Source organism: Comamonas sp., from assembly GCF_036666375.1.
GTDB lineage: Bacteria > Pseudomonadota > Gammaproteobacteria > Burkholderiales > Burkholderiaceae_C > Comamonas.
The window spans coordinates 1-9,508 of record NZ_JAVWWA010000032.1; the positions used below are offsets into that span (position 1 = coordinate 1).

7 protein-coding genes are annotated in these 9,508 nt (G+C 66.3%); all 7 read left to right on the forward strand.

Annotated features, from left to right (window positions below; translation table 11 throughout):
- Nucleotides 1–3 precede the first annotated feature (3 nt).
- Complete coding sequence (locus tag RR928_RS10115; RefSeq protein ID WP_332536790.1) at nucleotides 4–918, forward strand: LysR family transcriptional regulator; 915 nt, start codon at nucleotides 4–6, stop codon at nucleotides 916–918.
- A 41-nt stretch (nucleotides 919–959) separates the two neighbouring features.
- Nucleotides 960–2,381 carry a 3-isopropylmalate dehydratase large subunit gene (gene leuC, locus RR928_RS10120; protein WP_332536786.1) on the forward strand — a complete coding sequence of 474 codons (1,422 nt, stop codon included), beginning with the start codon at nucleotides 960–962 and terminating at the stop codon, nucleotides 2,379–2,381.
- A 44-nt stretch (nucleotides 2,382–2,425) separates the two neighbouring features.
- Nucleotides 2,426–3,079, forward strand: coding sequence for a 3-isopropylmalate dehydratase small subunit (leuD, locus tag RR928_RS10125; RefSeq protein WP_332536785.1), 654 nt, complete (start codon nucleotides 2,426–2,428; stop codon nucleotides 3,077–3,079).
- A gap of 78 nt (nucleotides 3,080–3,157) precedes the next feature.
- Nucleotides 3,158–4,228, forward strand: a complete 1,071-nt coding sequence (leuB, locus tag RR928_RS10130) for a 3-isopropylmalate dehydrogenase (RefSeq protein WP_332536783.1) — start codon at nucleotides 3,158–3,160, stop codon at nucleotides 4,226–4,228.
- A gap of 161 nt (nucleotides 4,229–4,389) precedes the next feature.
- Nucleotides 4,390–5,454 carry a hypothetical protein gene (locus RR928_RS10135; protein ID WP_332682401.1) on the forward strand — a complete coding sequence of 355 codons (1,065 nt, stop codon included), beginning with the start codon at nucleotides 4,390–4,392 and terminating at the stop codon, nucleotides 5,452–5,454.
- A gap of 270 nt (nucleotides 5,455–5,724) precedes the next feature.
- A complete protein-coding gene (gene asd / locus RR928_RS10140) occupies nucleotides 5,725–6,834 on the forward strand; it encodes an aspartate-semialdehyde dehydrogenase (protein ID WP_332682403.1) in 1,110 nt (369 codons plus the stop codon).
- Nucleotides 6,835–7,142: 308 nt separating this feature from the next.
- Nucleotides 7,143–9,508 (forward strand): type IV pilus assembly protein FimV (locus tag RR928_RS10145; RefSeq protein ID WP_332682405.1); only part of this gene is annotated, 2,366 nt, incomplete at its 3' end.

Consider the following 9,508-nt stretch of genomic DNA (forward strand, 5'->3'; position numbering starts at 1 on the left):
CCCATGAAGAATTCCGAGCGCAGTTTTGCGCGCCGCATCGACCTCACTTCCCTGCAGCTGTTTGTCGCCGTCTGCGAGCTGGGCAGCATCGGGCGCGCGGCCGAGCGCGAGTTCATTGCCGCCTCGGCCGTCAGCAAGCGCCTGTCCGACCTCGAAGCCGCGGTCGACACCGCCCTGCTCTACCGCCACAGCCGCGGCGTGACCTTGACGCCGGCCGGCGAAAGCCTGCTGCACCATGCGCGCACCGTGCTGTTCGGCCTGGAGCGCATGCAGGGCGAACTCAGCGAATACGCCGAAGGCGTGCGCGGCCATGTGCGCATGCACGCCAACATGTCGGCCATCCTGCAGTTCCTGCCCGAAGACCTGGGACGCTTCGCGCGCGCCCACAGCCAGATCAAGATCGACCTGCAGGAGCGGCTGAGCGCCGAAGTGCTGCATGCGGTGCAGGAAGGCACGGCCGACATCGGCATCTGCACGCTGGGCACGGGCGGCGCGGGCGACCTGCAGACCCGCCCCTACCGCAGCGACCGCCTGGTGGTGGTCGTGCCCGAAGCCCACCCGCTTGCGTCCACGCCCAGCGTGGCCTTTGCCCAGGTGCTCGACTGGGACATCGTGGGCCTCAAGGCCGACTCCAGCATAGGCCTGGCGATGCAGGCCGCGGCCGCACACGCGGGCAAGCCGCTGCGCCAGCGCATCCAGGTCACCAGCCTCGACGCCATGTGCCGCATGATAGACAACGGCCTGGGCCTGGGCCTGCTGCCCGACCGCGCATTCGCGCTGATGCATGGCGTGGGCCACCTGCGCGCCGTGGTCCTGACCGACGACTGGGCCGAGCGCGAAGTGCTGCTCGTGGCCCGCGATTTCGAGACCCTGCCGATGACTTCGCGGCTGCTGGTAGAGCATCTGGCCGCCGCCTAAAATCACCCACCCACCTGAAACCACAAAGCCGAGAGAACGCCATGGGACGCACCCTGTACGACAAGATCTGGGACGAACACGTCGTCCACACCGAAGAAGATGGCACGTCCATCCTCTACATCGACCGCCACCTGGTGCACGAAGTGACCAGCCCCCAGGCGTTCGAAGGACTGCGCGTCGCGGGACGCAAGCTGTGGCGCATCAGCTCGGTGGTGGCCACGGCCGACCACAACACACCGACCACGGGCTGGGAACTGGGCTACGAAGGCATTGCCGACCCGATCAGCAAGGAACAGATCACCACGCTCAACGACAACATCGGCGAGTTCGGCTCGGCGGCGTTCTTCCCGTTCATGGACAAGGGCCAGGGCATCGTCCACGTGATGGGCCCCGAGCAAGGCGCGACGCTGCCCGGCATGACCGTGGTCTGCGGCGACAGCCACACTTCCACACACGGCGCCTTCGGCGCGCTGGCCCACGGCATAGGCACCTCGGAAGTCGAGCACGTGATGGCCACGCAGACGCTGCTGGCCAAGAAGGCCAAGAACCTGCTGGTGCGCGTGGACGGCAAGGCCGCGCCCGGCGTCACCGCCAAGGACCTGGTGCTGGCCATCATCGGCAAGATCGGCACGGCCGGCGGCACCGGCTACACCATTGAATTCGCGGGCCAGGCCATACGCGACCTGTCGATGGAAGGCCGGATGACGGTCTGCAACATGGCGATCGAAGCCGGCGCGCGCGCCGGTCTGGTGGCCGTCGACGAGAAGACCATTCGCTACGTCAAGGGCCGGCCGCTCGCTCCCACAGGTGTCGAATGGGACCAGGCCGTGGCCTACTGGCAGACGCTGCAGTCGGACGCCGATGCGCAGTTCGACCTGGTGGTCACGCTCGACGCCACGCAGATCGTGCCGCAGGTCACCTGGGGCACCTCGCCCGAAATGGTGCTGGGCATTGATGCCGTCGTGCCAGATCCCGACAAGGAAAAGGACAGCAACAAGCGCGGCGCGATCGAGCGCGCGCTGGTCTACATGAACCTCGAGCCCGGCAAGGCGATCAACGACATCAGCATCGACAAGGTGTTCATCGGTTCGTGCACCAACAGCCGCATCGAAGACATGCGCGAAGCCGCAGCCATGGTGCAAAAGCTCGGCCGCAAGGTCGCCAAGAACGTCAAGCTGGCCATGGTGGTTCCCGGCTCGGGTCTGGTCAAGGAGCAGGCCGAGCGTGAAGGCCTGGACCAGATCTTCAAGGCCGCGGGCTTCGAATGGCGCGAGCCCGGCTGCTCGATGTGCCTGGCAATGAACGCCGACCGGCTCGAGCCCGGCGAGCGCTGTGCCTCGACCTCGAACCGCAACTTCGAAGGCCGCCAGGGCGCGGGCGGACGCACCCATCTGGTCAGCCCCTCGATGGCCGCGGCCGCCGCGGTGCACGGTCATTTCGTCGACGTGCGCCGCTTCGTCTGAACGACCGCCACAACGCCGAGCTCCCCTTTCGAGGAATAATTTCCATGCAAAAATTCACCGTACAACAAGGCCTCGTGGCCCCGATGGACCGCGAGAACGTCGACACCGACGCCATCATTCCCAAGCAGTTTCTCAAGTCGATCAAGAAGACCGGCTTCGGCGTGAACCTGTTTGACGAATGGCGCTATCTGGACCACGGCGAGCCCGGCCAGGATCCGGCCAGCCGCAAGCCCAACCCCGACTTCGTGCTGAACCAGCCGCGCTACCTGGGTGCATCCATCCTGCTGGCACGCAAGAACTTCGGCTGCGGCTCGAGCCGCGAGCACGCGCCCTGGGCGCTGGACCAGTTCGGCTTCCGCGCCGTGATTGCGCCCAGCTTTGCCGACATCTTCTTCAACAACTGCTTCAAGAACGGCCTGCTGCCCATCGTGCTGCCCGAAGCCACGGTCGCCGCGCTGTTCGATGAAGTCGCAGCCTTCCCCGGCTACCAGCTGACCATCGATCTCGAGCGCCAGGTCATCGTGCGTCCGCAGGGCGAGGAAATCCCGTTCGAGGTGAATGCGTTTCGCAAATACTGCCTGCTCAACGGCTTCGACGACATCGGCCTGACGCTGCGCCAGTCCGACAAGATCAAGGCCTTCGAAGCCCAACGCCTGGCAACCAAGCCCTGGCTGGCCCACACCCTGGTCCAGGGCTGATGGCTTGACCTGCTGCGGGACTTCCGGCCCAAGCCGGCGCCCGCAGCCCCCGATTTTTTACTTCGACAGAGAATTCCCATGAAAATTGCAGTCTTGCCCGGCGACGGCATCGGCCCCGAAATCGTCGCGGAAGCCGTCAAGGTGCTCAACGCCCTCGACCTGGACTTCGAAATGGAATCGGCGCCGGTCGGCGGCGCAGCCTATGCCCTCACGGGACACCCCCTGCCCGAAGCCACGCTCAAGCTGGCGATGGAAGCCGATGCCGTGCTGTTCGGCGCCGTCGGCGACTGGAAGTACGACACCCTGGACCGTCCGCTGCGCCCCGAGCAGGCCATCCTGGGCCTGCGCAAGCACATGGGCCTGTTTGCCAACTTCCGCCCGGCCATCTGCTACAAGGAGCTGACGCACGCCTCCAGCCTCAAGCCCGAACTGGTCGCCGGCCTCGACATCCTGATCATCCGTGAACTCACGGGCGACATCTACTTCGGCCAGCCGCGCGGCCGCCGCGTCGCCACCGACGGCCATTTCCCCGGTGCCGAGGAAGCGTTCGACACCATGCGCTATTCGCGCCCCGAGATCGAGCGCATCGCGCATGTGGCCTTCCAGGCCGCGCAAAAGCGCAGCAAGCGCGTGACCAGCGTCGACAAGGCCAACGTGCTCGAGACCTTCCAGTTCTGGAAGGACGTGGTCACCGAAGTCGGCAAGGACTACCCCGACGTGCAGCTGGACCACATGTATGTGGACAACGCCGCCATGCAACTGGTCAAGGAACCCAAGCGTTTCGACGTCGTGGTCACGGGCAACATGTTTGGCGACATCCTCTCGGATGAAGCCTCCATGCTCACCGGCTCCATCGGCATGCTGCCTTCGGCCAGCCTCAACTCCAAGGGCCAGGGCCTGTACGAGCCCAGCCACGGCAGCGCTCCCGACATCGCGGGCAAGAACGTCGCCAACCCCTTGGCCACCATCCTGTCGGCCGCAATGATGCTGCGCTTCAGCCTGAACCAGGAAGCCGCGGCCCAGCGCATCGAAGATGCCGTGCAGGCCGTGCTGGCCCAGGGCCTGCGCACGCCCGACATCTGGAGCGAAGGCACGACCCGCGTGGGCACCGCCGAAATGGGTGATGCCGTGGTCGCCGCGCTGCGCTGATCGCGTTTTCCCCCACCGTCCCGCAGGAAGCAGCCAGCAATGGCTGCTTTTTTTATGCCTTGCGGATGTCTCGCGGCGGCGACACCCGCCGCCATGATCGAACTTCCACAATGTAGGAGCAAAGCTCGAAATAGCAAAAAGCTATTGATATAGAAAGACTATTGATTCAACATTATGATACTTTTTTGCAATCGACAGCGGCGTGCTCTACCGGCAGCAGCCGGACCGGAAACGCCGGATTCATCGGGCGCAAAAAGGCAACTGAGGCAGCGCGGCATACGCCTGCCTCTGTATCAACCTTTTGTTCTATTTCCATGTCCTTTCTGTACAACAGCCTCAACACCATCTGGAACCAAGCAACTTCCTACTTTCCCGCAACCGCCAAGTACTGCGAAACCAACAACATCAGTTGGACCACTACAGGCAACCTGGCCAGCGAGATCGGCTTCATCGCCACAAAGGCGCCTCTCGCGGCGGCCGAGGCTGTGGGCAACGCAGCGATGAATGCCGCTACCGAGGTCGCCGCCACCACCCATGCGCTGGCCTACGGCGCCAAGGATCGGCTCGCCAAGTCCGTTTACTCGGCGCTGGAGCAGACCCACGCCACACATTGCGACACGACGGCGGGCAAGTCCGATGGCGACGCGAAGAGCAGCGCCACCATGGTCGCAAAGCTCGCGGAGGTAGCCGGCAGCAAGCTGCTGGATTTCGGCTACGCCGCTTTGAAGATCGGTTATGCGGCCCTGGCGGACAAGACCACGCAGATGGGCTCGGCCGCCTGGTCCGAAGTCAAGGCCCAGGCACCTGTGCTGGGCGCCGCGCTGCTGGGCGGCGTCGAATACGTGGCCGGCAAGGTTGGCGCGGCAGCCCATGAGGGCCAGGACACTCTGTCGACCAAACCGCTGGACCTTGGCCCCATGGCCATTTCTTTCCCCGAAGACGATTTGCTGCAGTTCTCCGACATGGTCTTTGTGACCGTCAGCGATGTGCTGCCCGGCGGCGCGGCGCCGGCTTCTGTCACCCTGAGCACCGAGAGCCGTTACAGCGATGAGGAGCATGCCATTGCGCTGCAAGCGCGCGCCAATGATGATTTCGACGACTTCGACGACCTCAGCGACTTCGGCGACTTCAGCGACTTCGGCGACCAATGCGTGGCGCTGACCGGCCACGAAGGCGGTTGGATGCCCAACGTCTTTGCATCCAGCATTGCCATGACGGTCTATTAATCCACCGTCGAGCCCGGGCGGCAGACCCGGCAAAGGCATCCGCGACATGGACCCCGAGGGAATCCATTACAATGCTCCGCTATGTTTGCCGCCCACACCCGCATCGCCTCATTGACAACTGTCCCTTCGGCAGCTGTGGCTGCGCGCGCAGCAACCATTACGACGATTAAAGGCTGACACAGCCCGGTTCGTCGCGCGCCCTCTCCCGGCCAGACGAGCCGGGTCCCAGTCTGGTCGAACATTGTTTCTTAAACCACAGGGGCGTTGAAAATGAGCAAGTTGGTAGGTTTGGTAGGCTGGCGCGGCATGGTCGGCTCGGTGTTGATGGACCGCATGCAGGCCGAAGGTGACTTCGATCTGATCGAGCCGATTTTCTTCTCCACCTCGAATGCCGGCGGCAAGGCGCCCGCACAGGCACGCACCCACACCACGCTGCAGGACGCGAACGACATCGCCGCGCTGTCACGCTGCGACATCATCATCACCGCCCAGGGCGGCGACTACACCAAGGCCGTGTTCGGCCCGCTGCGCGCTTCCGGCTGGCAAGGCCACTGGATCGATGCCGCCTCGTCGCTGCGCATGGAAGACGATGCTGTCATCGTTCTCGATCCGGTCAATGACGACCTGATCCAGACCAAGCTCGCCGCAGGCGGCAAGAACTGGATCGGCGGCAACTGCACCAACTCCATCCTGCTGATGGGCCTGGGCGGTCTGTTCAAGGCCGGTCTGGTGGAATGGGTCAGCTCCATGACCTACCAGGCAGCTTCGGGCGGCGGTGCCAACCACATGCGCGAACTGCTCAAGGGCATGGGCGTGGTGCACGCCGCCGTGTCCGACGCCCTCGCGACGCCCGCTTCGGCCATTCTCGACATCGACCGCCAGGTCGCGCACACCATCCGCAACGATGTGCCCACCGAATACTTCGGCGCCCCGCTGGCCGGCGGCCTGATCCCCTGGATCGACGTGCAGTTGCCCAACGGCCAGTCCAAGGAAGAGTGGAAGGGCCAGGCCGAAGTCAACAAGATCCTCGGCACCAGCGCCGTGATTCCCGTCGACGGCCTGTGCGTGCGCATAGGCGCGATGCGCTGCCACTCGCTGGCGCTGACCATCAAGCTCAAGCATGACCTGCCGCTGGCCGAGATCGAGACGCTGATCCAGACAGGAAACCCCTGGGTCAAGTTCGTCGCCAACGACCGCGCCGTGACCGTCAAGGAACTGACGCCCGCGGCCGTGACCGGCGGCCTCGAAGTCGCCGTGGGCCGTGTGCGCAAGCTCAACATGGGCCCCGAGTACCTGTCGGCCTTCGTGATCGGCGACCAGCTGCTGTGGGGCGCGGCCGAACCGCTGCGCCGCATGCTGCGCATCCTGCTCGACAAGTAAGCTGGGACCGGGCCGCGGCCTGCGCCGCAGCCTTTTCTGCCGATTGCCGCTCTCCGGACCATGCAAAATGGGCTGGGGGGCGGTTTCTCGTTGCCCAGGGACAACATCTGGCGCGTTCCCCGGGCGTGTCGCCCTGCCTTGCCCGTCAGGTGTTGGACAATGCCCTCTTCACCTTGGCTTGTCACTGCTATGCATTGCTGCTAAGGTATTTTTCACTATGATTCGCACGCTGTGCCGGCACGGCGGTCATTCCTGAGAACAACTATGCCGCTCGCCCGGGCCGCACAACCACAGAAGTCGACGCCACCATGCATCGTTGGAAACTCTCTGCGCTGGCCGCAGCGGCCCTCGTCTCTGTCAGCCTGACGGCCACTGAAGCCTGGGCGCTGGCGCTGGGCCGCATCAGCATCCAGTCCGCGCTGGGAGAACCCCTGCGCGCGGAAGTGGAGCTGCCGCAGATCACTGCGGCCGAAGCCGACAGTCTGCGCGCGACCATCGCCACGCCCGCCGTTTTCCGCGCCCAGGGCATGGAATACACGGCCACTGCCAGCCAGTTCCAGGTGCAGCTGCAGCGCCGCCCCGATGGCTCGGCCCTGTTGCGCCTGACCAGCGCCCAGCCCGTCGCCGAGCCTTTTGTCGATCTGGTGATCGACGCCTCCTGGGCCGCAGGCCATGTGGTGCGCAGCTATACCTTGCTGCTCGACCCGCCCGCGGGACGCCAGTCCGTCCAGGAAATGTCCTCGGCAGCGCAAATCAGCGCCCCCGCCTCCCAGCCATCGGCTTCCGCGCGCGGCACGCCGGCGCGCGTGCCGGCGCAGGCCGCGGCCACCGCGGCAGCGCGCAAGGCGCCGGCGAGCACGCAGAAGCCGTCCTCGCTGACGGTACGCCCGGGCGATACCGCGAGCCGGCTGGCCCAGGGCTATCGCCCGGCAGGCGTGTCGCTGGACCAGATGCTGGTCGCGATGCTGCGCGCCAACCCGCATGCGTTCATCAGCGGCAATGTCAACCGCATGACGGCGGGCGCCGTGGTCGAAATGCCTGATGAAGCCGCGGCGCAAGCCGTATCGGCCAGCGAAGCGCGGCAGATCGTCGCCGCGCAAAGCCAGGACTTCAACCAATATCGCCGCCGGCTCGCGGGCGCGGCGCCGCTCGCGGCCGTGACCGCGGCCCAGCGCAGCGCCAGCGGCAACGTCGAAGCCCAGGTCCAGGACAAGAAAGCCTCGACCGCCGCACCCGACAAGCTCACGCTGTCCAAGGGCGCGCTCCAGGGCAGCCAGAACGCCGACGAACGCCTGGCCCGGGAAAAACAGGCGCAGAGCCAGTCCGAGCGGCTCTCCGAACTCTCACGCAACCTCAACGAGTTGCAGAATGTTGCGGCCGGCGCTCCGGCGGCCGGCGCCCCGGCGGCGGGCGTTCCCGCGGCCGGCACTGCGGCGACCGCAGCAGCCGGCGCAGCGCCGGCGCCGGGCGTGCCGGCTGTGCCCGCGGCGGTCGTTCCTGCACCGGCCACCGCGGCAAGCGCCGCTGCGACGCCGGGCACTCCGGCGCCAGCCGATGGTGCCACGCCGCCAGCCGACGCCGCCCCGGCAGATACCACAGCCGCTGCCACGGACGCCGCTGCCGCTGCGGCCCCCGCTCCAGTTCCCGCGCCGGCTCCGGCGCCGGCAGTTGCAGCTCCCGTCGCACCCGCACAGGCCACGCCCGAACCGCCGGGCTTCATCGACACGCTGAGCGAAGACCCCATGCTGCCGCTCGCGGGTGCGGGCCTGCTGGCCCTGCTGCTCGGCTATGCCGGCTACCGCCGCGTACAGAAGCGCCGCCAGCAGGACGCCGCAGGCGACAGCCTGCTGCACCCCGATTCGGTGTTTGCCGCCGGTCAGGGCCAGCAGGTCGACACGGCGCAGACGCAATTCGGCAGCTCCACGGCCTATTCGCACAGCCAGCTCGATACCGGCGGCGAAGTCGACCCCGTGGCCGAAGCCGATGTCTATCTGGCCTACGGTCGCGACCTGCAAGCCGAAGAAATTCTCAAGGAAGCGCTGCGCAGCCAGCCCGAACGCCTGGCACTGCACCAGAAACTCGCCGACATCTACGCCAAGCGCCAGGATCGCAAGGCTTTCGAAGCCGTGGCCCAGACCGTGTTCATGCTGACCAATGGCCAGGGCGCGGAGTGGCTGCATCTGGCCGAACAGGGCCGCGCACTCGATCCGTCCAATGCGCTGTACCAGGCCGCCGCCGATGTGCCGCACGGCAGCAGCGCGGTGGACGACCGCGCGCTCGCACAGGCGTCCTTTGCGGGCACGCTGGCCGCAGCCGCAGTTGCAGCGACGCCATCCGCCCCCGCCGAACCCACGGCGCTGCCCGGCCTGGACCTGAGCCTGGACCTCGATCTGCCTTCCGCTGCGACCGAACCGACAGTGCCCGCCCCTGCACAGTCCCCCGTGGAACCTGCGCCGCAAACGCCGCGCGACATCGACTTCGAGCCTATCGAGCCCATCTGGAAGCAGCCCGCCTCCGCGACGCAGCCCGCAGTTCCCGCAGAGCCTGAAATCACTTTCGAGGCTCTGGCCGATCTGCCGCCCGTGCCGGACCAGCCCGAAGCGGCCGGCAGCGCCCTGCCCGATCTCGAGTTCACGCTCGACCAGGAGGCACCAACGTCGCCGGCCGATGCCGC

Coding starts and splice junctions, on each gene's coding strand:
- leuC (WP_332536786.1), top strand. CDS start 960: ATGGGACGCACCCTGTACGACAAGATCTGGGACGAACACGTCGTCCAC.
- leuD (WP_332536785.1), top strand. CDS start 2,426: ATGCAAAAATTCACCGTACAACAAGGCCTCGTGGCCCCGATGGACCGC.
- RR928_RS10115 (WP_332536790.1), top strand. CDS start 4: ATGAAGAATTCCGAGCGCAGTTTTGCGCGCCGCATCGACCTCACTTCC.
- asd (WP_332682403.1), top strand. CDS start 5,725: ATGAGCAAGTTGGTAGGTTTGGTAGGCTGGCGCGGCATGGTCGGCTCG.
- leuB (WP_332536783.1), top strand. CDS start 3,158: ATGAAAATTGCAGTCTTGCCCGGCGACGGCATCGGCCCCGAAATCGTC.